The 23305-nt window shown below is 66.1% G+C and carries 21 protein-coding genes and 2 pseudogenes; 10 read left to right on the forward strand and 13 right to left on the reverse strand.

Annotated features, from left to right (window positions below):
- Positions 1-68 precede the first annotated feature (68 nt).
- On the reverse strand, positions 69-1205 hold the full coding sequence (locus ACU0B3_RS05630) for an MFS transporter (protein ID WP_446259849.1): 1137 nt from the start codon (positions 1203-1205) through the stop codon (positions 69-71).
- Positions 1206-1949: 744 nt separating this feature from the next.
- On the opposite strand from ACU0B3_RS05630, the gene ACU0B3_RS05635 reads away from it, so the two are divergent.
- From ACU0B3_RS05635 to ACU0B3_RS05650, 4 genes and pseudogenes are all read left to right on the forward strand, one after another.
- Complete coding sequence (locus ACU0B3_RS05635; protein ID WP_446259850.1) at positions 1950-2711, forward strand: lipase family protein; 762 nt, start codon at positions 1950-1952, stop codon at positions 2709-2711.
- A 279-nt stretch (positions 2712-2990) separates the two neighbouring features.
- A pseudogene (locus ACU0B3_RS05640) lies at positions 2991-3860 on the forward strand (calcium-binding protein); the annotation flags it as partial.
- A 191-nt stretch (positions 3861-4051) separates the two neighbouring features.
- Positions 4052-4141: pseudogene (locus ACU0B3_RS05645) on the forward strand (calcium-binding protein); the annotation flags it as partial.
- 72 nt (positions 4142-4213) lie between these two features.
- Entirely contained in the window at positions 4214-4966 is a 753-nt protein-coding gene (locus tag ACU0B3_RS05650) for a calcium-binding protein (RefSeq protein WP_446259851.1), read from the forward strand.
- A gap of 815 nt (positions 4967-5781) precedes the next feature.
- Here the strand turns inward: ACU0B3_RS05650 and ACU0B3_RS05655 are convergent.
- The 4 genes from ACU0B3_RS05655 to ilvD all read right to left on the reverse strand — a co-directional run bounded on the left by ACU0B3_RS05655 (position 5782) and on the right by ilvD (position 9733).
- Positions 5782-6159, reverse strand: coding sequence for a hypothetical protein (locus ACU0B3_RS05655; protein WP_446259852.1), 378 nt, complete (start codon positions 6157-6159; stop codon positions 5782-5784).
- 61 nt (positions 6160-6220) lie between these two features.
- Positions 6221-7003 (reverse strand): DUF6478 family protein, encoded by a 783-nt coding sequence (locus tag ACU0B3_RS05660; protein ID WP_446259853.1) that lies wholly within the window; start codon positions 7001-7003, stop codon positions 6221-6223.
- Positions 7004-7129: 126 nt separating this feature from the next.
- The gene (locus ACU0B3_RS05665) at positions 7130-7930 is read right to left on the reverse strand and encodes a hypothetical protein (protein ID WP_446259854.1); all 801 of its coding nucleotides are present in this window, start codon (positions 7928-7930) and stop codon (positions 7130-7132) included.
- A gap of 39 nt (positions 7931-7969) precedes the next feature.
- Positions 7970-9733, reverse strand: a complete 1764-nt coding sequence (gene ilvD, locus ACU0B3_RS05670; RefSeq protein WP_446259855.1) for a dihydroxy-acid dehydratase — start codon at positions 9731-9733, stop codon at positions 7970-7972.
- A 101-nt stretch (positions 9734-9834) separates the two neighbouring features.
- On the opposite strand from ilvD, the gene ACU0B3_RS05675 reads away from it, so the two are divergent.
- From ACU0B3_RS05675 to ACU0B3_RS05695, 5 genes are all read left to right on the forward strand, one after another.
- Positions 9835-10722 (forward strand): CPBP family intramembrane glutamic endopeptidase, encoded by an 888-nt coding sequence (locus ACU0B3_RS05675; protein WP_446259856.1) that lies wholly within the window; start codon positions 9835-9837, stop codon positions 10720-10722.
- Between the two features lie 95 nt (positions 10723-10817).
- A complete protein-coding gene (gene accD, locus ACU0B3_RS05680) occupies positions 10818-11759 on the forward strand; it encodes an acetyl-CoA carboxylase, carboxyltransferase subunit beta (RefSeq protein WP_446259857.1) in 942 nt (313 codons plus the stop codon).
- A 29-nt stretch (positions 11760-11788) separates the two neighbouring features.
- Positions 11789-13021, forward strand: coding sequence for a bifunctional folylpolyglutamate synthase/dihydrofolate synthase (locus ACU0B3_RS05685; RefSeq protein WP_446260203.1), 1233 nt, complete (start codon positions 11789-11791; stop codon positions 13019-13021).
- Positions 13022-13359: 338 nt separating this feature from the next.
- Positions 13360-13914, forward strand: coding sequence for a LysM peptidoglycan-binding domain-containing protein (locus tag ACU0B3_RS05690; protein ID WP_446259858.1), 555 nt, complete (start codon positions 13360-13362; stop codon positions 13912-13914).
- Positions 13915-13919: 5 nt separating this feature from the next.
- Positions 13920-14567 carry a LysM peptidoglycan-binding domain-containing protein gene (locus tag ACU0B3_RS05695; RefSeq protein WP_446259859.1) on the forward strand — a complete coding sequence of 216 codons (648 nt, stop codon included), beginning with the start codon at positions 13920-13922 and terminating at the stop codon, positions 14565-14567.
- Positions 14568-14863: 296 nt separating this feature from the next.
- Here the strand turns inward: ACU0B3_RS05695 and zapE are convergent, their stop codons facing one another.
- On the reverse strand, positions 14864-15928 hold the full coding sequence (zapE, locus tag ACU0B3_RS05700) for a cell division protein ZapE (RefSeq protein WP_446259860.1): 1065 nt from the start codon (positions 15926-15928) through the stop codon (positions 14864-14866).
- Positions 15929-16079: 151 nt separating this feature from the next.
- Here zapE and ACU0B3_RS05705 point away from each other — a divergent pair, with 151 nt between their 5' ends.
- Positions 16080-17324: an MFS transporter gene (locus ACU0B3_RS05705; RefSeq protein WP_446259861.1), complete on the forward strand. Its 1245-nt coding sequence runs from the start codon at positions 16080-16082 to the stop codon at positions 17322-17324.
- 174 nt (positions 17325-17498) lie between these two features.
- Here the strand turns inward: ACU0B3_RS05705 and ACU0B3_RS05710 are convergent, their stop codons facing one another.
- The 7 genes from ACU0B3_RS05710 to ACU0B3_RS05740 all read right to left on the reverse strand — a co-directional run bounded on the left by ACU0B3_RS05710 (position 17499) and on the right by ACU0B3_RS05740 (position 23294).
- Entirely contained in the window at positions 17499-18455 is a 957-nt protein-coding gene (locus ACU0B3_RS05710) for an alpha/beta fold hydrolase (protein ID WP_446259862.1), read from the reverse strand.
- Positions 18437-19336, reverse strand: a complete 900-nt coding sequence (locus tag ACU0B3_RS05715; protein ID WP_446259863.1) for an ornithine cyclodeaminase family protein — start codon at positions 19334-19336, stop codon at positions 18437-18439. Before ACU0B3_RS05715 ends, ACU0B3_RS05710 begins: the two co-directional genes overlap by 19 nt.
- On the reverse strand, positions 19333-19953 hold the full coding sequence (locus tag ACU0B3_RS05720) for an HAD family hydrolase (protein WP_446259864.1): 621 nt from the start codon (positions 19951-19953) through the stop codon (positions 19333-19335). Before ACU0B3_RS05720 ends, ACU0B3_RS05715 begins: the two co-directional genes overlap by 4 nt.
- Positions 19954-20011: 58 nt before the next feature.
- Positions 20012-20962 carry a DMT family transporter gene (locus ACU0B3_RS05725; RefSeq protein ID WP_446259865.1) on the reverse strand — a complete coding sequence of 317 codons (951 nt, stop codon included), beginning with the start codon at positions 20960-20962 and terminating at the stop codon, positions 20012-20014.
- A gap of 111 nt (positions 20963-21073) precedes the next feature.
- On the reverse strand, positions 21074-21526 hold the full coding sequence (locus tag ACU0B3_RS05730; protein WP_446259866.1) for a YaiI/YqxD family protein: 453 nt from the start codon (positions 21524-21526) through the stop codon (positions 21074-21076).
- Positions 21523-22353: an S-formylglutathione hydrolase gene (fghA, locus tag ACU0B3_RS05735; RefSeq protein WP_446259867.1), complete on the reverse strand. Its 831-nt coding sequence runs from the start codon at positions 22351-22353 to the stop codon at positions 21523-21525. The genes ACU0B3_RS05730 and fghA overlap by 4 nt, the downstream gene beginning before the upstream one ends.
- 11 nt (positions 22354-22364) lie before the next feature.
- Positions 22365-23294 carry an AEC family transporter gene (locus ACU0B3_RS05740; RefSeq protein WP_446259868.1) on the reverse strand — a complete coding sequence of 310 codons (930 nt, stop codon included), beginning with the start codon at positions 23292-23294 and terminating at the stop codon, positions 22365-22367.
- Between the last annotated feature and the right edge of the window lie 11 nt (positions 23295-23305).

Genomic DNA, 23305 nt, shown 5'->3' on the forward strand with positions numbered 1-23305 from the left:
CGCGCTACGCGGCGTCACGGGCGCTGCACCGTAAGGTGGGCACCTGCCCACCCTACCGCAAACGGCACTCACCGGCGCAGGGCGGCCAACGCCAGGTGCGCTGTGGCACCCGCCACCAGCGCAAGGATCACCCCGCCAAAGAGCGCGCCGGTCCCGCCCCATCCCAGCACTGCCAGCAGAAGCGGCGTGCCGAGAAAGTTCCCGAGATTGCCCGTCTGCGCGAGCGCCCCGCTCGACAGCGCCCGCGCCTCGAGCCGCGCGTTAAGCTGCGGGATGGCGGCAAAGGTCGCGCCCTGCACCAGCCCCATCGCGCCAAAGGTCAGCACCGCGACCCACGCGAGCGGCACATCCGCAAACCCAAGCGCCGCCGCTCCAGCCGCCACGGCAAACCCGAGCACGGTCACCGACACAGCGGAGAGGCGCAGCAGCAAGAGCGGCACCAGCGTCAGGGACACGGCGATGCTGGCCAGCGACATGGCACTGGTCACGCCCGTACGCGTCTCTGCCGGCAGAAGCGTCGGCAGAACAGTGAGCAGCGACACGAAGGTCAGCGTGTAAAAGAGCCAGCCCGCCGCCGGCGCGATGATCGCAGGCGACGTATAGGCCGCCCCATGCGCGGCAAGCACAGACCCGGCCTGCGGCTCGGAGAGACGGCGCTTTGGCACCAGCGGCGCGAGGAGCAGCGCCGTCACGGCCAGCCATGCGGCATGTGCGCCAAAGATGCCGGGAAGCCCGAACGCCGCGATCAGCGGCGGCGCAAGCCAGGCGAGACCGGCAAAGGCCACGCCAAAGAACGTGCTCCACAGCGTCATCGCCGCACCGCGCCATCGGTCGGAGGTGATCTCCGCGATCAGCGTCGGCGCCGCGACCACCAGCGCAAGGTGCGACACACCCTCGATCCCCCGCAGGACAAACATCGCACCCAGCCCCGGCATCGCCATCTGCAGCGCGGAGACCGCCGCCCCAAGCACCAGCGCGCCAAGCAGCACCGGCCCGGTGCCGAGCCGCGCGACCCAGTGTCCAGCCACCAGCCCCAACACGATCCCGAGCACTCCGATGGAGGTCACCAGCCAGCCCAGCGTGGGCGCACTCGCTGCCGGATAGGACGCGCCCAGCGCGTCAAAGGCGATGGCCAGCTTGGCGTATTGCGCAGCAGCTCCGAGGCCGGCGAGCCACAGCAGGAGAACGGTAAGCGTGGATTTCATGTCCCGAGGCATAGCCTCTGCGCCAGCCCTCCGCCAGCACGGGGTGTGGTGAGAGGCTGGCGCGCCGGCGGTCTGCCGATCATGGCACGCCAGTCGTTTCGATGCTTTGCGCCTTCCAATGAGGCCCCTCTTGAGAATGACGCATTCGAGCGCGGGCTTCGGGCAAAGTAATTGGAAAGGTTGCGATAGGCCCCGATGCTCGAAGGTCCAACTCCGGGCCGTCCTCAAAACCACGGCGAACAGCGGCGCCGCACAGGTGAAACCCGTCCCGTCACCATTCGGGCAGACGGTCCAAAGGTGCACCTCGTGCCTTTAAACGCAAATAACCGGCCTCAAGAGCTCACGTCACTTGGGCATCCGATGCGCATACATTCTGTCGACACTTTGCGGAGGTCCGCAGGGCCAGGTGGTCGAGGAATTTCTGATATGCCAAGCACCCATTGTCGCAGGGCGGTCACCAACGAGACGTGCGGCATGGCCAATGGTACGCATCCAACGCCACAGGCGACCCTCCGGCGATCCAAGTTCTGACCGAAGGACGTAAGTCAGGCGATTGGGCGCATCGGGCGCGCAGAGCGGAGGGAAGGACACTCATCGTGCGCGCGCATCATGCGCGACAAGGTGCCGCTATGGAGCGGCCGCGGGCTATAGCGCTTGTTGCCGAGCAACAGTTCACCTACCGACAGCTCTAATATCGTTTGGTCTGTGAATCACGATCCGATTACCCGGAAAAATTGAAGTGCAGTGGCCCGCGAATTCTCGCGGCTGAGCGGCATTGTCATGCGCAAGAATTTCAAGACCAACACCGCGGATGTGCTGATCGCGGCACGGCTCTCCAAAGACGTGTACGATCTCAACGGCGGCAGCGAGGCGCAGAACTGGGGCTGGTTCGACGACTACCACGGTCATCTCGAGACGGTCTTTGGCCAAGACAACGCGTGGCAGTCCCTGCCGTATTTGTGGGAGAACGAAGGCGCAGCCGGGCGCAACAAGACGCCGCTTGATCAGATCATGCCGGGCGGCCTTCTGGCGCACGCGACCGTAACGGTGGCGGGCGCGGCCGAGGCGCTGATGGCGGTCGGTATGGTGGACGGGCAAAAAACGCTGGTCTACGCGGCACGCGGCACCGACGCATACGACCGGGAATTCGGCCTGGTCCCGGCGGCAGGCAGCGGTCAATCGTGGCGCGCCGAAGGGCAGGCCGCGCATTATGATCTGCACCGGCCCTGGATCGACGACATGATCGACTATGCCAACAACGACGCCAACGGCATCGAAAAGATCATCTTCACCGGGCACAGCGTGGGCGGTGCGGTGGCCGACATGTTCATGGCCTTTGATGCGCAGCGGCTCGACGACGACATCGACATGACGGCCGTCACGTTCGGCTCGCCCGGCCTGCATCCCGATCTTTTCAGGTTGATTGCCTATCGTCCCCAAGACGTCGATCCGAACTTTGTCACGATAGACGGGCTGGACGTGCGCCTGTGGGGTGGTGACGATTAAATCGGATTTGCCCATAGCGAGGATCCGGTCTTTTTCCCCGATCAGCAACCGGTCCCGCACTTCAGTACGTATCTGTCGGCGCATCTGCATCCGCGCGACGAGATTACTTACGGCGGCAATGCGCAACCGGGCTACGGCGGTTCGGGGCAGCCGGCGCAAACGGTCAACGTGTTGTCGGCGCATGTCATCGATCGGTTGGACCTCGACTCCGATGGCCTAGGTACGTTCAAAGCCGGCGATGAGCACGGTATGGAGAATTACATCGCATCCATCGAGGCGATGGCCGCGGACCCCGCGTACGCGACGGTGAACTACGACGTACGGCCGAACCAGCATATCAGCACGCTCGACCTGGGTACGCAGTTCCACATCTCGCTGAGCGATGGGAACGAGGTTCACCGCTTCCAGACGGCGAACGACTACGTCTACGCCGCCGGCGGGAACGATGTGATCTTTGGAGGGATCGGACACGACGTCCTGTCGGGCGGCGACGGAGACGACACGCTTTACGGTGAAGGCGGGCACGACACGTTCTACCCCGGCAAGGGCAACGACAAGACTTACGGCGATCTCACGAACCTGCTCGGTGATTTCGGGCGTGACAGCGTGATCTTTGAAGGCAACGACTACGGCGCCGGCACGGTCGCGCGGCTGGTGGTCGACCTCGAAGCCTCTGAGGCTGTCACGCGAGTCTACTCTGAGGACGGCACCTTCCTGCTGGAGGAGATCGATGAGATCTACGAGATCGAGGAGGTGCGCGGCACCTCGGGCGATGATCTGATCCGCGGCACCGATGCCGTCAATTTCATTGTCGGGCTCGATGGTAACGACACGCTCGACGGCCGCGGCGGCAGAGATTACCTGCACGGCGACGAAGGCGACGACCTGTTCATCGGAGGCGCCGGCGGCGACAACCTTTACGACGCCGGAGGCAACGACACCGCCAGCTACGAGACCGCTGAGGCGGGTGTGATTGCCGGCCTGGGTTCCGATTTCGACCGGTCGCGGATGACGAACGACGCGGCTGGCGATGGCATCTATTTCATCGAGAACCTGATCGGCTCGCGCTTTGACGACGAGCTGTATGGCGACGAGCTCGACAACCACCTGACCGGCTTGGCGGGCGCGGACATCCTCGACGGCGGCGAAGGCTTGGATACGGCGAGCTATGCGGGCCCCGCGGCTGGCGTGAACGTCAATCTGGCCGAAGGCACGGTTTCTGGCGGCGACGCCGAGGGCGATACTCTGGTGAGCATCGAAAACCTGATCGGTTCGGCGCAGGATGACAGGCTGTTGGGAGACGGGGCGCAAACGCGCTCTACGGCGAGGCCGGCAATGACACGCTTGTCGGCCTTGGCGGCGACGACGCGCTTTACGGCGGTGACGATGGCGACGAGGTCTTTGGCGGGTCCGGCCGTGACAGCATCTTTGGCGGTGACGGGGACGACGCGCTGCGTGGCAAGAAAGGCGCCGACGAGATCGAGGGCAACGCTGGAGACGACGTGATCTTTGGCGGCAACGGCGCTGACACGGTGTATGGCGGGCTTGGCGACGACAAGATCTTTGACACGGGCCAGCGCGGTGCGCTGGGCTCCGATGTGCTCTACGGCGACGAGGGGAACGATACGATCCTGGGCGGGGCCGGCAGTGACGGGATCGTCGGCGGCGCCGGCAACGATTCGATGCGCGGCGGCGCGGAGGCGGACACGATCACCGGCTCGGCAGGGAACGACCTTCTTTTCGGCAATCGGGGCACCGACGCGCTGGATGGCGGCGCGGGCAGCGACGGCGCCTATGGTGGCGGCGGCAATGACACCGTGCGCGGCAACGACGGCGACGACACGATAGCCGGAGGCGCCGGTGCCGACCTGCTCGAGGGCGGCGACGGCAGCGACGTCATCACCGGCAACAACGGCGCGGACCAGATCCTCGGCAGTGCGGGCGATGACGAGTTGAAGGGTGGTCTCGGCGCAGACACGGTTATTGGCGGCGCGGGCGACGATCTGATGAATGGCGGGCTTGGCGCGGACCTCTTCGTGTTTGCCGATGGCAGCGGAGACGACACGATCGAAGGGTTCAACGCGAACGCGGACCTGATCGACCTGTCGGACATGAGCGCCGTGACGGGCTTCCAGTCGGGCTTTACGCTGACCCAGCGCGGTGCAGACGTCGCGTTGGAGGTGAGCACGGGCGAGACGGTCTTGATCGCCTCTCTACGCGTCGCGGAACTGAGCAGCGACGATTTCGTGTTCTGAACCGTTTCGGTCAGCACTCGGATCGCCGGAGCGTCATCCGCGGCATCTGATATGGTTCATCCATCGTGAAAGGATGATCACGTCAGCGCGCTTGTCCGCGTCCCCGAAGGATTGGTCGCAAGGATCGACCGCCGAAAGGTCAAGCCAATGCGCTGACGCGGTGCCTTCGCGGCTCTGACCCGCAACAGGCACGCATGGAAAGCGCCGGGGCTAGGATCATGCGCCATACTGAACCTGCTCTCAGAGGACTGCCGCGCGGAAAGGGACGGCGCACTCCGTATCAGATTTTCCTCGAGCAACAGGTTGCGTGATGTCCTGCCCTAAGCCGAATGCGCAAAGGGGCGTCTTGCCGCCTTTGCCGATCTGCAGTCCCGGCTCGATTGCGCGTACGGAAACCCGGCTTGCGGCCACAGCGCAGTTGTCGTAGGCCCTAGCAGCACCGGCGATGCACTGAGGCAAAGCGACAACGGGCGAACTGCTTCAACATCCGCTTCCCGCTATGGCGATCTCGCCCGATCGCGCTCACGTCTCGGGTCAATCTGCGTTCTCCACGCGCCGACGGGATGGCGAAAACACTTTCACGCTGCCGGATGTGTCTCAGAGTGATGTAGAGACGCATTTGGGTACTCCCCCTAGCCCCCAGTCCCTGAGCCAGTCACCAATCCGACCGATCGCGGGAGACGTTGCGCGCCAGGTCGCGGCCTTACACAGCTTAACCAACAGCCACCGCGACCAGTTGGATCGAGTGTCTTGAAGCGCACCGAGCGCCGGCGCCTTGGCTCAATCCAGCCAACACCCAGCGCCAACCACTCCCGCTAGCTCGTCTCGGCGCAGTGGCGGCGGAAGGCGCGTTTGAGGAGGTCGAGCTCGGCGCGGAGGAAGTCGAGTTCGGCGCGCACGTCGTCGTCCAGCACCTCTCCGGCGACGATCGCGAACGAGGTGAGCGTCGTTTCGGTCGCCGTGTCACGCAGCAGGAAAGTCTGGACTCCATCGGACAGACACCTCGGCGGGACCGGCACACGGATTGCCCAGCTGCTCCCGGCTTTCTCGGGGGTGAGCGTCACGCCCTGCAGGACCTCTCCGGCATGCACAACCGCGATCTGCGGTTCTGCGGAGGTCGGCTCTGCCGCGGTCAGCACGCCTTCCCACACGCCCTCGAAGAGCCGCGTCTTGACCACCTGGTAGTTACCCATCCCGCATTCCTTGTACCCTTCGGCCCCGCATCTCGCGACCTCACACGTTGCACCCGCACACTTACATCTCGGCCCTCGGGAACCGCATCATCGTCAGGTCCCGGAACTCGACCCGGTTCATCCAGGGGTTCTCGAATATCACGTCCATCCACATGCCCGAGACGCGCTTTTCGTTGATCGCGGTGTAGGCGAGGTCGAACTCCACCACCGCGCCATCGCGGCCCACGGGGACCTCGCGCACGACCTGCTCGGTGTTCGGGCCATGCTTGACGTTGAGCCGGGCGAAAAGCTCGATCGGCCGCTCGAGCCGCACGTTGAAATCGGCACGCACGATGTGCCGCTTGCGGAGCCCCTCGTGCGCGGCGTCCGGCAGGTCGACGGCCAGCGACAGGTACGAGCCCTGAAAGTGCAGCACGTCGAGCGACAGCCCGTAGGGCGCGTGGTCGGTGCGCGCGCGGCTCCGCGTCTGGCGCAGCGTCAGCTCGCCCGCGGGGCAATCGTGAAAGAGCTTGATCTCGGCGCCGAGCGACGCCTGCGATTGCGCGGACACCAGGCCCGGCGCGCCAAGCGGTCCGGTCCAGACCTCGGGACGCCAGGTCCAGTCGGCGCCATGTGGCGCGTCGATCCGCGTGGCGTTCCCCCCCTGCGCAAGGCGCGCGTCGGCGGCAAAGAGGAGGCGGTCAAGCTCGGCGCGCAGCTGGCGCGCCTGTCCGCGTGTCTCTCGCAATGCTGAAAGAGGTGCGGCGGCGAGGCCGGCACGCGCCTCTTCCCACCGCTTGAGCGCGGCGCCCTGCACCCATCGGTCGAACCTCGAACCGCGCGCCCAGCGCCGTTGCCTGCCCATTGCCCTTGCCTCACCAGTCTTGTTCGTTGCGCGCAACATAGCTTTACGCGGCCCGCCGCGCTACCGGGAGGATGCAGAGGATTTGATCGGTTTGGCCGTGTCGTTGCCGGGAAGCCGCAACGCGAGTCAGCCGCCGTTGCCCGCGTCTCGGCGGGCGATCACCGAGGCGTCCCGAATGGTCCGCGCCACGTCGCGCAGCAGTTGCGCGCCGCCGTTGCCGCTCAGCTCGGACGTTTCAGGCACGTAGACGGCGAGGCCAACCAGGCGTGGACCGACCTGCAGGACGCCGCGCCAGTAGACGGGACCCGCCCCCGGCATCCGGGCATCCCCACCGCGCTGCAGCTGCACAAGCGACAGGGTGTCGTCCCCGTCGAGCGCGCGCGGCTGGTCGTCCTCCAGCGCGATTTGCAGATCGTTGGTGCCGATGGCCGTCTGGCCGATGAGGCGCGCGCGGCCGACGGTCACAACGATCACTGCCGAGGGCGCCGCCGCGACGCGCGTGTCTCCGTTGAGGTTGGCGCAGCTCGCCATGATCGCCGTGCGCCGCTTGACGCTGGCGCTGCCCTCTACCGTCAGATCGACGCAGTAGCCCGCGGGTGCACGCGCGACGATCCCGCCGGTCAGCTGCACCTCGCCCACGGCCTCGCCTATGGCGTTCGGACCGGCGGTCTCTTCACCTGCGCGGGGTGCATCTTCGCCCTCTTGCGGCAAGCGCGCCTCTGTCGCGCCGGTCCGCGGTTGGAATAGCCCGGCGAAAAAGCCCGCGCGCGCGGTGCCTTCGGTCTCGACGTCGCTGCCGGAGGCCATCTCGATATCGGCCTCAACCGGGCGCGGCGCGCTGCCAGAGGCGCTGGGCAGCGGCAGGCCATCGCAGCCCGCCAGCGCAAAGATCGCGCCAGCGGCCAGCAGGTGGGAAACACGGACCATCATTGCAAAGTCGCCTCGCTCGGCCCGTCAGACGGGCGGTTACAAGTCCATATACTGGTGCTTTTCGGCCTCGGCGCCAGGGTGCGTGACCGCGCCCTTGTAGGTGCTGCCCACAAGTTGCGCATATTTCCAGAGCGCGCCCGAGGCGTAGATCGTCTCGCGCATGCCGGGCCAGGCCGCCTTGCGGTCGGCCATCTCCTCTTCGGAGAGGTCGACGGAGATCGAGCCCTCGATGGCGTTGATCGTGATCACGTCGCCGTCCTTGAGCAGCGCAATGGGACCGCCATGCGCCGCCTCGGGTCCCACGTGACCCACGCAGAAGCCGCGGGTTGCGCCGGAGAAGCGGCCATCGGTGATCAGGGCGACCTTCTTGCCCATGCCTTGCCCCGAGAGGGCGGCGGTGGTGGCGAGCATCTCGCGCATGCCGGGACCGCCAGCGGGGCCTTCGTTGCGGATGACGATGACCTCGCCCTCCTTGTAGGTGCGCGCTTGCACGGCCTCAAAGGCGTCCTGCTCACATTCGAACACGCGTGCAGGCCCGGTAAAGATCTGGTGCTGCGGCTCGATGCCCGCGACCTTCACGATGGCGCCTTCGGGGGCGAGGTTGCCCTTGAGCCCGACCACGCCGCCGGTCTTGGTGATTGGCGTCTCGATCGGGTAGATCACTTGCCCGTCCGCCTCGCGGGAGTTGCGGTCGAGCTCTTCGCCCACACTCATGCCTGACGCGGTCATGCAATCCTCGTGCAGCAGGCCCGCCTTGCGCAGCTCCTTCATCACGACCGGCACGCCGCCCGCCTCATAAAGATCCTTGGCCACGTACTGACCGCCCGGCTTGAGGTCGACGAAATAGGGCGTGTCACGGAAGATCTCGCAGACATCGTCTAGGAAAAACTCGATCCCCGCCTCGTGCGCCATGGCCGGCAGGTGCAGGCCCGCGTTGGTCGACCCGCCCGTGCAGGCGACGACGCGCGCGGCGTTCTCGAACGCCTGACGCGTGCAGATGTCGCGCGCTTTGATGTTCTTTTCGATCAAATCCATGACCGCGCGGCCCGACGCCTCGGCATACTGGTCGCGGCTTTCGTAGGGCGCGGGCGCGCCGGAGGAGTTAAAGAGCGCAAGGCCAATCGCCTCGGACACGCACGCCATGGTGTTGGCGGTGAACTGCCCGCCGCAGGCACCCGCGGAAGGACACGCCACGCGCTCGAGCACGGCCAGAGCCTCGTCCGAAAGCTGGTCGTTCTGGTGACGGCCCACGGCCTCGAACATGTCCTGCACGGTCAGATCGCGCGCGGCAAAGTCCTCAGGTACGTCGGCGCCCACCGGCACTTTGCCCGGCAGGATCGACCCGCCGTAGAGGAAGACCGACGGCACGTTGAGGCGGATCATCGCCATCATCATGCCCGGCAGCGACTTGTCGCAGCCCGCAAGGCCGACGATGGCGTCATAGCAGTGCCCGCGCATGGTCAGCTCGACGGTGTCCGCAATCGCCTCGCGGGAGGCGAGCGAGGAGCGCATCCCCTCGTGACCCATCGCGATCCCGTCGGTGACGGTGATCGTCGTGAACTCGCGTGGTGTGCCTGAGCCGGCCTTGACGCCCATCTTGGCGCTTTGTGCTTGGCGGTTGAGGGCGATGTTGCAGGGCGCGGCTTCGTTCCAGCAGGTGGCAACCCCAACCAGAGGCTGGTGAATCTCCTCCTCCGTCATGCCCATCGCGTAGTAATACGAGCGGTGCGGCGCGCGCGCCGGACCTTCCGTGACGTGGCGGCTCGGCAGCTTGGATTTGTCGAACGGACGCTTGAGCATCGATGTCTCCCCCAGAACAAGTGTTGCCTTGGGGATAAAGAAGCGCGCCCACGTGAACAAGGCCGATTGATCGGGCGCGTGCCTATGCGTTAGGCAATCACATGGACTACCGCCTGCACGCCCAGTTGACCGACCCGGCGCGGCCCTCGGCCGAGCTCTGGCGCGTCTTCATGGGCGTGGCGCTGATCGTGCTGGTCTACATCGCGCTCGGGATGCTGGTGATGTTCACCCTCGCGCGCCTCTTTGGCGAGACCGGGTTCGAAGAGCTGACCGCCGAGATGACCGGCGCGCAGACGCCGCTCGGCACGATCGTGCAGCTGATGTGGATCGGCATGATGACGATCCCGGTGATGCTGGTCACGGTGCTTTTGCACAACCGGTCGATCTCCAGCCTCTTTGGCCCACCCTCGGCTGCGCTTGCCGGCTTTCTCCGCGTGACGTTGATCACCTTTGCGGCGGCTTTCCTGATCTGGATCCTGCCCCCGTCCGAGTATCGCGTCACGCCGGTCCCGGCCCTCGATAGGAGCGTCTGGGTGATGCTGCTGCCGGTGTCGCTGATGGCGATTCTCGTGCAGGTCCTCGCCGAAGAGATCGTCTTTCGCGGATACCTCCAGCAGCAGCTCGCCGCCCGGTTCGACCACTGGCTGGTGTGGATGTGCGTGCCCGCCGCGCTCTTTGCCGCGCTGCATTATTCCGAGGACTTTGGACCCAACACCTGGCTCGTCGTCGCCTGGGCGTTTGCCTTTGGCTGCGCGGCGGCGGACCTGACGGCACGCTCCGGCACGCTCGGTGCGGCCATCGCGCTGCACTTCGTGAACAATGTGATCACCATCCTGATCGTCGCGCCCAACGGGCGGTTCGATGCGCTGGCGCTCTATCACCTGCCGGTGGACCTGGCCGACGCGAGCCTGCTGCGCCCGATGATCCTGATCGACCTCGTCGTCCTGATCTGCCTCTGGGTGGCCGCACGCATCGCGCTCAGGCGGTGATCGGCTTCGGCTGTTTCAAGCGCCGCGCGCCCGCACAGCATTTGCATCCCAAGCCCCTCGCGATTAAGTGAGCGCAAACGACACTCGGAGTGCCGATGAACTGGATCTCGAACTACGTCCGCCCGCGGATCAACTCCATCTTCTCGCGCCGCGAAGTGCCCGAGAACCTGTGGACCAAATGCGACAACTGCGGCACGATGCTGTTCCACCGCGAGCTGAGCGACAACCTCAACGTCTGCACCAGCTGCGGCCACCACATGCGCATCACCGCGCGGGCACGGTTTGCCGCGCTCTTTGACGGCGGCACCTATGTCGACGTGCCAGTGCCGGCCCCCATCGAAGACCCGCTCAAATTCCGCGACCAGAAAAAGTACCCCGACAGGCTCAAGGCGGCGCAAAAGGCCACCGGCGAGGCGGACGCGATGCTGGTTGCCGAAGGCGAGATCGGGCGCACGCCCATCGTGGCAGCCGTGCAGGACTTCAGCTTCATGGGCGGGTCGATGTCGATGTACGTCGGCAACGCCATCATCGCCGGCTGCGAACGCGCGGTCGATACGGGCAAGCCCTTTGTCCTCTTTTCCGCCGCAGGCGGCGCGCGCATGCAGGAGGGCATCCTCGGCCTGATGCAGATGCCGCGCGCCACCATCGCGGTGCAGATGCTCAAGGAGGCCGGCCTGCCCTACATCGTCGTGCTCACGCACCCGACGACGGGCGGAGTGACTGCGTCCTACGCGATGCTGGGCGACGTGCACATCGCCGAGCCGAACGCGCTGATCGGCTTTGCCGGCGCACGGGTGATCGAGCAGACGATCCGCGAGAAACTCCCCGAGGGCTTTCAGCGCGCCGAGTACCTGCTGGACCACGGCATGCTCGACCGGGTGACGCCCCGCACGGAGATGAAGGACGAGCTGGTCACCATCCTGCGCATGCTGATGAACCAGCCCCCGGCGATCAAGGGTGACCTGCCCGCGCCCGAGGAAACGCCCGCGCTGGAGCCACCTGCCGAGGCAAGCGCACCCACCGAGGACAAGGCGTGAGCCAGGGGTCCGACGTCCTCCTCGAGAGGATGATGGCGCTCCACCCCAAGATCATCGACCTGACGCTCGACCGGGTGTGGCGCCTTTTGGGGGCGCTGGACAACCCCGAGCGCAAGCTGCCGCCCGTGGTCCACATCGCAGGCACCAACGGCAAGGGCTCGACGCAGGCCATGCTGCGCGCGGGGCTCGAAGGGGCGGGCCACAAGGTCCACGCCTACACCTCCCCGCACCTGACGCGCTTTCACGAGCGCATCCGCCTGGCCGGAGAGCTGATCGACGAGAGCGCGCTGTCGGACGTGCTCGACGAGTGCCTCGCCGCCAACGGTCCCGACGCGATCACGTTTTTCGAAATCACCACTTGCGCCGCCATCCTCGCCATGTCGCGCACGCCTGCGGACTACACCCTGCTCGAGGTCGGCCTCGGCGGGCGTCTCGACGCCACCAACGTCGTCGAAGAGCCGGCGCTGACGATCATCACCCCCGTCTCGATGGACCACACGCAATTCCTCGGTGATACGCTAGAGGCCATCGCGGGAGAAAAGGCCGGTATCCTCAAACGCGGCGTACCCTGCGTGGTGGCCCCGCAAGACGAGACCGCGCTCGAGGTGATCGAGGCGCGCGCCGCAAAGGTTGGCGCGCCGCTCCTTGTTTATGGCCAGCACTGGCACGTGTACGAGGAGCACGGTCGGCTGGTCTACCAGGACGAGACCGGGCTCTGTGACCTGCCCCTCCCGAACCTGCCCGGCGCGCATCAAATCCAGAACGCGGGCGCCGCCATCGCAGGCTTGCGCGCGCTTGGCGCCGGATCGCTCGAGGCCGCGGTGACGCAAGCTGCATGGCCCGCGCGTCTGCAACGCCTGACCAAGGGGCCACTCGCCGACATGGCACCGAAGGCCGAGCTGTGGCTCGACGGTGGACACAACGTGGCCGCTGGCGAGGCCCTGGCGTCCCACCTCGCCACGCTCCCGCCGCGCTTTACGTTTGCCATCTGCGGCATGCTCAACACCAAGGACGTGCGCGGGTTCATGGCGACACTGGCGCCTGTGTTCCAAAGCCTCACCGCCGTGCAGATCCCGGGCGAGATGAACACGCTCAGCGCCGAAGACACTGCCGCCGCCGCGCAGGACGTGGGGCTGGCCGCAAGCACTGCAACAGACGTCGAGGCTGCGCTTGCCGGAATCCTCGCCGTCACGCCGGACGCCCGGGTGGTCATCTGCGGCTCGCTCTACCTCGCTGGCCGGGTGCTACAGGACAACGGCTGAGCGCCTGTCTTTCGCCACTCGTCGACGGAGACTGCCCGAAACCGAATCGCCGATTCGTGTTTTGGGCGAATTTCCCGAGGGTGATTCGGTTTTCCTTTGACGCGCGAATCACCTTGCTCCATAGTCCTCGCCATATCCAAAGCGCCCAACAAAGATGAAGACGGGATGCCTACTCCAGCGCCGCGGATCGGGGGACATGTGATGCGCGCAGGACGGCGAAAGGCTGACAGCTTTGGCACTCCTGCCCGAGGTGCGTCCGGCACCGCCATCTCTCTGAAAACGCTCCTGAAAATATGCTTTCCCGCCGATCACCAACCTCGCCATGCGGGGCACGGAACATGAGCAAGATCACCATCGACAGCGCGCAGCGCCTGAGGCCCATCGCCCTTGGCGCCGACCTCACGCAGGCTCCTGCGATCCCGCCGGCCATGCACTCCAGCGTGCTGCGCTACGCGGCGCTCGGGGTGGCGGCTTTTGTGCTCGGCTGCGCCGTGACGCTTCCCCTGCACCGCCCGGACCTCCTGCAATTCGGCGCCTCTGAGCTCGATCAAACAGCGCCCGAAGTCAGCCGCGCGACGGGCACGCCGTACGACATGCGGCCCTTGGCAGAGGACGTGACGCTCGACTTGACGGCCGCGCAAAAGGCTCAGATCGCGGACGTGCTCTCCCGCGTCTCATCTCGTACGGACGATGCGGCCACAGCTCCCGCCCCGCAGCCAATCGCGCACAGCGTGGCTCCCGGCGATACGCTCGCCAGCATTGCAACACGCTACTACGGCAGCGCGGCATATACCAAGCGCCTGATGCTCGCCAACGAGACCGCCTTGCAGGACGGCGGGCTGCGCCCCGGTCTGCGGCTTACCGTGCCGCCGCGTCCGCAGGAGCTGGAGTAATGGGGGTGCAGCGCCTTCCTCTGCCTGCGGTCTGCGTCTTTGGCGCGTGCTTTGTGGCGGGGTCCCTGCTGACGCTGACCCTCGTGCCCGCGGCGCAGCCTGCCAGCGTCGATGCCCAAGAAGTCAGCCGCACCCTCAGCGCGCCCATGCTGGCCAGCGCACCGGTCGAAGTGGCCGCGGCACCGCCAACCGTCGCAACGCCAGTCCCCACCGCAGAGGCCGCAATGCGGCGCAGTGCAGCGGAGGCGTGGAACGACGGCGCGAGCCCGGACGAAATCGACGCACTCCTGAACAAGGCCGTGCGCGACGGGGTGATCGACGTGCCGGACGGGTTGATGGCCGCGGACGGGAGCATCGACACACGCACGCTGCTCTTCGACATCGTCACCCAGGCCGTCGCCCGCGCGGAAGCCTCACAGGAGACCGCACTTGCACCCGCCCCGATTCCCGCCGCGCTCGAGACGCCAGCTGCACTTGCCACCGCGCCGCGGACCTACGTGGTGCAGGCCGGAGACAGCCTCGCCTACATCTCGCTCAAGCTCTACGGCAGCTTTGTCGGTTACGAGCGCATCTTCGAAGCCAACCGCAACGTGCTGAGCGACCCGAACCGACTGAGCATCGGGCAAGAGCTCCGCATCCCGGACGCCGGGTAGCGGGGCAGCAGAAGGAGACGAGAACGAGGGATCGGAGTTTTCAAAGGGACCAGAGCGGGCCTACCGCCAGAGCCATACAAAGCAAGCTGTCGAGCAGACATGACTAGGGGGGCCTTCGGGTCCCCTTTTTTTGTGGCGCCGGCTGCCGCCGCCGCGGTGGTTGGGGGGCCAGCCCCCCAAACCCCCCGGGATACTTTTAGCCAGAAGAAGAACGGTGGGTCGCGAGTCGGTGAGGCGACACGTTTTGTGGTGACGGATTTGATGTGGGTTGAAGGCTGTCTGGTAGTGACGGGCGGTTACGCGCCCCAGCCGTCGGACATCATCTCTCGCAGGCGCGAGGCGGTGCGCTCGAATTCGAAGGAACCTTCGCCCTCGAGGTAGAGCATCTCGGGCCGTCGGGCCGCGCTGGCCACGATGCGGACCTTGGCCTCGTAGAGCGCGTCAATCAGCGTGACGAACCGCTTGGCCTCGTTGAAGTTCGAGCGCCCCAGCTCGGGGATGGAGTCGACCACCAAGACGCGCACTGCCTCGGCGATTGCGAGGTAGTCCGCCGGGCCGAGTGGTTTGCCGCAAAGGTCGTAGAACGAGGCGCGCGCGACGCCGTTCACGAAGGCAGGGAGGACAACGTCGCGCCCTTTGACGCGCAGGGTGAGGGCGTTGCCCGACTTCCCATCCGTCAGCTCGTGCCACACCGCGTCGACCTTGGCCGCTGCATCGCGTCCAAGCGGCGTGAAGTAGACCTCCGCGCCGGCAAGCCTGTCCTGCCGGTAGTCTGTGTCGGACGCGAGCTCCCACACCGTCATGTGCGCCTCGAGGAGCGCGATGAACGGCAGGAAGAGCGCGCGGTTGAGCCCGTCCTTGTAGAGGTCCGCCGGCACGCGGTTGGAGGTGGTCACGACCACCACGCCCGCCTCGAACAGCTTTTCGAAGAGCCGGCCCACGATCATCGCGTCGGCGATGTCGGTGATCTGCATCTCGTCGAAGGCGAGGCAGCGGACGTCGCTGGCGATCTGGTCGGCGACCGGCGCCACGGCGTCGTCGCGCCCGGCCTGCCGCGCGGCGGTGATCCCGGCCTGCACCTCTTGCATGAAGGCGTGGAAATGCACGCGGCGCACGGCGATGTCGTCCGCTTCCAGCGCCTCGACAAAGAGGTCCATGAGCATCGACTTGCCGCGCCCGACCCCGCCCCAGATGTAGAGGCCCTGGATCGGTTCAAGCTTGCGCTTGAACCAGCCGGATTTGACGGGGCGCTGCAGGGCGGCTTCGACGCGCGCCAGCTCGGGCACGACAGCGCGTTGCGCCGCGTCCTGCCGTAGCTCCCCGTCTGCCAGCCGTGTTTCGTAAAGCTCTGTCACCTTCATGGGATTGGCTTAGCGCGGTGCCGGGGCGCTGTGTAGGGGCATCAACGTGCCTGGCCGCGGCGATCACAAAGAGTGATGTGCGCGGCCGTCATATGTCTTGCGCGCCATGGGCGGTGACGCCAAGGTCGCGCCACGCCGAAGGAAGCCGCCGATGTCCGAGACCCGCACGCCCCTGATGACCCCGGTCCTGCTAGTGGGCTGCGCGATCATCCTGATGAGCTTTGCCATCCGCGCCTCGTTCGGGGTGTTCCAAATCCCCATCGCCGAGGAGTTCGGCTGGCTGCGCGCGGAATTCTCGATGGCGATCGCGATCCAAAACCTAGCGTGGGGGATCGGTCAGCCCATCTTTGGCGCGATTGCCGAGAAGATCGGGGACCGCAAGGCGATCATCCTCGGGGCGCTGACCTATGCGGTCGGGCTGGTGGCGTCGTCCTATGCGGTCTCGCCGGAGGCACACCAGGTCTGGAACTGGTTCATCGGGTTCGGGATCGCCGGCACCGGGTTCGGCGTGATCCTCGCCGTGGTCGGGCGCGCGGCGTCGGACGAGAACCGCTCGATGGCGCTGGCAATCACCACGGCTGCAGGCTCGGGCGGGCAGGTCGTCGGCGCGCCGCTCGCGGAGTGGATGCTGACGATGATGCCCTGGCAGAGCGTCTTCCTCGTGTTCACCGGCATGATCCTTGGCGTGATCCTGCTTTTGCCGATGATGCGCGCGCCGGTGCGGGCGACCAAAGCCGAGATCGAAGAGACGCTGGGCCAGATCCTCGTCAAGGCGTTCAAGGATCCGTCCTACACGCTGATCTTTCTGGGGTTCTTTTCCTGCGGATATCAGCTTGCGTTCATCACGGCGCATTTCCCGGCGCTGGTGACTGAGATGTGTGGCCCGATCCAGCCGGGAAGCATGCTCGACAACATCGGGATTTCCACGACCTCGGCGCTGGGGGCGGTGGCGATATCGCTGATTGGGCTCGCGAACATTGCAGGCACTCTGCTCGCGGGCTGGGCGGGCAAGCACTACCCCAAGAAGTACCTTCTGGCGGGCATTTACACCGGGCGCACGCTGGTCGCCGCGCTCTTTTTCATGTTCCCGATCACGCCGGTGTCGGTGCTGGTGTTCTCGGTGGCGATGGGCTCGCTATGGCTGGCGACGGTGCCGCTGACGTCCGGGCTGGTCGCGTACATCTATGGGCTGCGCTACATGGGAACGCTCTACGGGATCGTGTTCTTCAGCCACCAGCTTGGCAGCTTTATGGGCGTGTGGCTGGGTGGGAGAATGTACGACGTCACCGAAGACTACGAGAGGGTGTGGTGGATCGGCGTGGCGGTTGGGGCGTTCTCGGCGATTGTGCATCTGCCGATTAGGGAGAAGCCTTTGGCGGTGGCGCGGGCGGCTTAAGCCGCAGAACCTCAAACCAAGTCGATGTGCCCTCTGATCGAATCGCCCGCCTGACGGGCACCGTCAGGCTGCGCCGACCCGCCCCCGTCAAACCATAGGTTTGCCTACGGCAAAACGGGCGGCGCGATTGCGTCACCCCGCGGGACGCGCGCGTGAACTTCTGTTGCGTTCGTATCAAGTGAGGGATGGTTTGCTCTCTCCCTCCCGAACAAGCGTCTCCGCCACAACCTCCGCAACCGCATCCGCATGCGTGTAGGGCAGGCCATGCGCCGCACCGTCGATGACCTCCTGCCGACAGGCGCGGTTCCACTGGGTCAGGCGTCCCATCGCCGACAGCGGGATCACGTCATCCTCCGCACCCCAGATCGCCAGCACCGGGATCGCAGCGCGCTGCACGGCGCGGTGCTCGGCCTCTTGCGTCTTGGACAGCATCCCGCGGTAGGATGACAGCACGGCGGGCGTGAAGCCGCGGTACTGGACTTCTTCCTGCTGACGCGCGGCAATGTTATCGACCTGCGAGGGGCGAGGGTCCTCGGTCACAGCCTGCTTGAACCGTCGGGGCCAGAGCAGCCGGAAGAGCCAATCCCCCACCCCCCAGAGATCGCGCGCGCGCTCCGAGAGGCGGTCGATGCTGTGCGCCATGCCGGCGGGGGCCAGCAGGATAAGGCGGGTGACTTTTGTGGGATGGCGCGCGGCGTAGCTGGTCGCGATGGCGCCGCCCATGGAATAGCCGGCAAGCGTGACGGGGCCACGGACCTCTTCGGCCTCGAGCAGCTCCTCGAGCTGGCGCAAGAAGAATTCGCGCGACTGCCGGCCGCGCGGCCGGTCGGAGAAGCCACGCCCGTAAAGATCGTAGATCAGCACCCGAAAGCCCTGCACCGCCAGCAAAGGCGCCAGCGCGCGCCAGACGTAGCTGGGGGTGGTCAGGCCATGGATGCACACAAGTGGAGACCCCTCCTCCGGTCCGATCCAGTCGAAATGTGTAAGCCCTTGAGAGAGCTTGGCGAAATGTCCCGGCGCCCGGGCGCGCGCGCCACGCCCCATGCCGGGGCGCAGCCACTCACGCAGGAACGGCGCCAGCGCAATCGCCAGGATAGAGCCAAGCGCCCAGATCACCGCGCCGCGGTCCACGCGTCGAGGATGTAGCGCGAGGTCATCAGGTCGAGATGCGCGCCGCCTCCGTTTTTGAAGAGCGTTATCTCGCTATCCGACATACGCGCGAACGGCCCTTGGTAGTAATCCGCCAGCACATGTTCGCGCGTGATGACACCCTCGGCCAAAGGCAGTTTGAGCTCCCCGATATGGTCGAGTGTGGTGTCGTAACTGTCGACGAAGACGCGAGACTTGAGCAGCGCCGCGTCGTCCGCCTCCCGCATGTCGGGCCGGTAGGCGCCGATCAGATCGACGTGAGTGCCGGGGCTGAGCCAGTCGCCGCGCAGCACAGGCTCGGTCGACATGGTCGCGCAGGTCACGATGTCAGCCGCCGCAACGGCGTCCGCCAGATCGGTGGCAACGTCGGCCTGCATCTCTGCGGCAAAGGCCTCCGCCGTGGCTGCCGTCCGGTTCCAGACGGCAAACTCCGCCTCGGGAAACCATGCGCGGTAAGCGCTCACGAGCGACCGGCCTACGGTGCCAGCGCCGACGATCAGCACCTTGCGGCTGTCCGGGCGCGCAAGGCGCGAGGCCGCCCAGGCGCTGTCGCCGGCGGTCTTCCACTTGGTCACGAGGTGAAAGTCGAGGATCGCCTCCGGAACGCCATTTGCATCGTTAAAGAGCGACACCGCGCCGTTGATCATCGGAGCCTTGCCCGGAAAGACCGTCGCGGATTTCACCGCCAGCCCCAGCCCGTCGATCCACGCCGCACGGCTGAGGAGCGTGTCGGGGTCGCGGTAAAGGAACGTGTCGGCGATCTCCGCCTTTTTCAGCTTGTGACCCGCCTCGAAGGCAGCGCCCAGCGCGCGCCAATCGAGCAAGGGATCGGCCTCGGCAAAGGAGATGAAGGGCAGGCTCATCGCGCCTCCTCCGCCGTCAGAAGGCCCTCGGCAACCAGCCGGTCGGCAAACCCCTGCGGCGCAGTAAACTGGTGCGTCTGCCAGCCCCGCGCCTCCGCCGCCGCTATATTCGCAGGAAGGTCATCGGCAAAGAGCAGCGTCTCCGGCGCCTCCGGCACAGCCTCTTCGAGCGCGGCGTAGATGGCGGGGTCCGGCTTCACCAGCTGCATGTGGCCGGAGATGAACCGGATGTCGAACTCGGTAAGGAACGGCCACTTTTCTTCGGCGAGCGCAAAGGTCCCGACCCCGAAATTCGACAAAGCATAGACCGGCGCGCCCTTGGCACGGAGTGCGCGGAGCAGGCGGACGGAGTGCTCTTTCGGAGGGCCGGCGAGCTCGAGCCAGGCGTCGTGCCAGACCATGATCTCTGCGTGCCAGTCCGGCCACTTGGCGGCCTCCTCGCGCACGCGCGCCTCCAAATCGGCACCCAGGTCGATGTCGTTGTTCATGTTGTGCAGATCGACCGTCCTGAACAGCGCCTCGCGCCGGGCCTTGCCAAAGACGGCGTCGTAGTGCCGCTCGGGCTGCCAGTCGATCAGGACGTTCCCGATGTCAAAGACGACGGCTTGGATCGGCATGGGCAGGCTCCTTGGCGGCTGGCGCCACTATTCCAAGCGGGACCCGCGCGTGCAACGTCTACCGGCGCAGGCGCGGCGCATCGGCGGCCAGCTGGCGCGCAGTTACTGTCTCGCGCCAAAGCTGCAACAGCCCCGCCCCGAGGATCAGCGCGATCCCGACCCAGCCGAGCGCATCGGGCAAGTCGCCGAACACGAGGTACCCGGTCACCACGGCCATCGGCATGGCGACATACTCGAAAGGCGCCACGAAATTCGCCTCTCCCAGCCGGTAGGCCTGGCTGATGAGAAAGCCGCCAAAGCAGCTGCCCGCCCCGATGAGCAGAAAAAGCCACCCGTCGGCCAGCGCCGGCAACGGCCAGGCGCGCAGCAGGAAGTCGAGCGCCGGACGCTCGGCTCCGGCAAAGCGCCCGTCCCCGAGGATCAGGCCGGAGACCGCACAGACTGCGATAAAGACGATCTGGATGTAGGCCGCCATCGTCGCGGCACTCTCCGTCGAACCGATCTTGCGCGTTAGGATCGACAGCACCGCATAGCCGCACGCCGCCGCCAGCGGCAAGAGCGCCGCCGACTGAAAGGCGGTCGTTCCGGGGCGCACCATCACGATCACGCCGACAAGGCCAAGCAGCACCGCCGCCCAGCGCCAGGGGCCGACACGCTCTTTGAGAAAGAGCACCGACAGGGCGGTGATCAGCAAGGGCGAGACAAAGAAGATCGCAACCCCGTCCGCGAGAGGGATTTCCGCGAGACCCAGAAAGAACGTCAGATTGGCAAAGACGACGCAGGCCCCGCGCAGCAGATGCAGCGCCAGGCGCTGCGTGCGGAACACCGACCAGCCACCAGCAAACGGCATAATCAGCGCCAAGAAGAGCGCCAGCGCGATCAGCGACCGGATCAACACCACCTGGTGCAGCGCGTACGTGTCCGAGAGGAACTTGATCGTCGTGTCCACGGTCGCGAAAAAGAGCACCGCAAGCGCCGCACATCCCGCACCTTTGAGGTTGGAGGTCATGCAGCCCCCGCGTGCATGACTGGCCTGCCTGTCCCGTAAGGTGGGCAGTGCCGATTGCGCAGCAGACGGATCGCCACAATCACAAAACAAACAAGATCGGCACTGCCCACCCTACACCTGCGACGCCCGGCGCACGGCCTGTTCGAGCGCGTCGAGGAACCGCGAGCGGTCCGCCTTGGAAAACGCCTTGCCCCCACCGCCCTGCGACAGGGGATTGGCGGCGCGCATCTCGGTCATCAAATCCCGCGTCGCAAGCTTGCTGCCGATGTTCGACGGCGTGAAGCGCTCTCCGGTGTGGCTCAGGACCTCGGCCCCAGCCTCCACACAGCGCGCGGCCAAAGGCACGTCGGCGGTGACGACCACGTCGCCGGGACCGCAGTGCTCGGCGATATGGTCATCGGCCACGTCCAGACCTTCGGCCACGATCACCACCTCCACCCATGGGTTGCGGGACGGGCGCAGGCCGCCGTTGGCGACCAGCTTCATCGGCAGCTTGTGGCGGGTTGCGACGCGCTCGGCCTCCTCCTTGACCGGGCAGGCGTCGGCGTCGATCCAGAGCGTCACGCGTAGAGCGCCTCGGCGTGAAACGACACGTGCTCTTCCATGAAGCTCGCCACGAAGAAGTAGCTGTGATCGTAGCCCTTCTGCATCCGCAACGCGGCCTCCTGACGCCGTGCCGCTGCGGCGTGCGCGAGTGCCTCCGGCTTGAGCAGGTCGAGGAACTGATCATCCGTTCCGGTGTCGCAGAGCACCGGCCCGTCAAAGCCCACGGCCTGCATCTGCAGGCTGGCGTCGTGCTTCGCCCAGCCACTCTCATCCGCGCCGAGGTAAGCCCCCAGCTGCTTGCGCCCCCAGTCCGAGGCACTCGGGTTGCAGATGGGCGCAAAGGCCGACACGGACCGGAAACGGCCGGGGAGGCCCATCGCCAGGGTCAGCGCGCCATGCCCGCCCATCGAGTGCCCGGTGATCGCTTGCCGGTCCATGTCGAGCGCAAAGTGCTCGCCAACCAACGCTGGCAGCTCTTCGGCGACGTAGTCCCACATGCGGAAATGCGGCGCCCAGGGTTTTTCCGTGGCGTTCACATAGAACCCCGCGCCCTGCCCCAGATCATACGCCTCGTCATCGGCCACGCCCGCGCCCCGCGGCGAGGTGTCGGGAAAGACCAGCGCAATGCCCTGCTCCGCCGCCCAGCCCTGCGCGCCCGCCTTGACCATCGCATTTTCATGCGTGCAGGTCAGGCCCGAAAGGTACCACAGAACCGGCACCGGGCCGTCCGCGGCCTCCGCCGGCAGGAACAGACCAAAGGTCATGTCACCGCCGCACGCCTCAGACGCGTGGGTGTAGACGCCCTGCACCCCTCCGAAACAGCGGTTCTCCGATTGGGTCTGCATTGTGAGAACTCCTACAAGGTTGCGGCCCAGGCGATGATGCCCGAAACGGTGCCGACGCTCAGCACGGTCGAGACAAGGATTGCCGCGCTCACGCGCTGCGGCGCAACCCCGTAATGCTGCGCGAGGATAAAGATGTTGCCCGCCACCGGCAGCGCCGCCGCCGAGATGATGACCCCGGCGCCAAAGCTCTCGACCTCAAAGAGGTAAAGCGCCGCAAAGGCGACAAAGGCCGGGTGCAGCACCAGCTTGAAGAACGAGATGTAGCCCGCAATCGACAGCCGCTCGGCGGACTTCGACGCCAGCGACGCGCCAATGGCAAAAAGCGCGCAGGGCGTGGCAGCCGCCCCGAGCGTCGTCAGGAAATCCGCGGCCACCTGCGGCATCTCCACCGGCAGCGCGGCAAAGCCGAGACCCAGCACGATGGCGACGATCATCGGGTTCTCGATTAGCCCCTTGCCGATGGTGCGAAAGATCGACCAGTCGAGCCGCCCTTCCTTGCCAATCGAGATCAGGATCACGATCAGCGAGGAAAATACGATGAGGTCCACCGCCAGCACCAACAGGTTCGGCCCGATGGAGGCTTCACCCAGCAGCAGCGCCAGCATAGGCAGACCCAGAAACCCGACGTTGCCGATCACCGCGCACTGCGCCTCGACCGCGTTGGTCGCGATGTCGAGCCCGCGCAGAATGCCGATCAGCGTCGCCAGCGCGTAGACGAAAAGCGTGCCCCACAGGTACGCGCCGATAAGCGACCAATCGAGGATGTCCCCAAGGCTCAGGTTCGCGGCAAAGCGAAAGATCATCGCCGGCAGCGCAAAGTAAAAGACGAACTTGGTGATCCAGGCCGTCGCCTCCTGACTGAAAAACCGCGTCGCCGCCGCACCGTAGCCCAGCCCGATGAGCGCAAAGAACGGCAGCGTCTTGAGGAAGATTTCAGCCATGCCCTTCGCAG

The sequence above is a fragment of the Pseudaestuariivita sp. genome (assembly GCF_052825805.1).